Genomic DNA, 285 nt, shown 5'->3' with positions numbered 1-285 from the left:
TGCTGAAGACGGTGAGCCATGTGTCACCTATATCGGTGCTGACGGTGCGGGCCATTATGTGAAGATGGTTCATAACGGCATCGAGTATGGAGACATGCAGCTGATTGCTGAAGCTTATGCGCTGTTGAAAGGCGGTCTGGCACTTTCCAACGAAGAGCTGGCGCAAACCTTCACCGAATGGAACGAAGGTGAACTCAGCAGCTACCTGATCGATATTACCAAAGATATCTTCACCAAGAAGGATGAAGAAGGTAAGTACCTCGTTGANNNNANTCTTGATGNAGC

The sequence above is a fragment of the Klebsiella sp. EMBS2024 genome, from assembly GCF_036233805.1.
Taxonomy (GTDB): Bacteria; Pseudomonadota; Gammaproteobacteria; order Enterobacterales; family Enterobacteriaceae; genus Klebsiella; species Klebsiella pneumoniae.
This window is presented reverse-complemented; position numbering follows the sequence as displayed.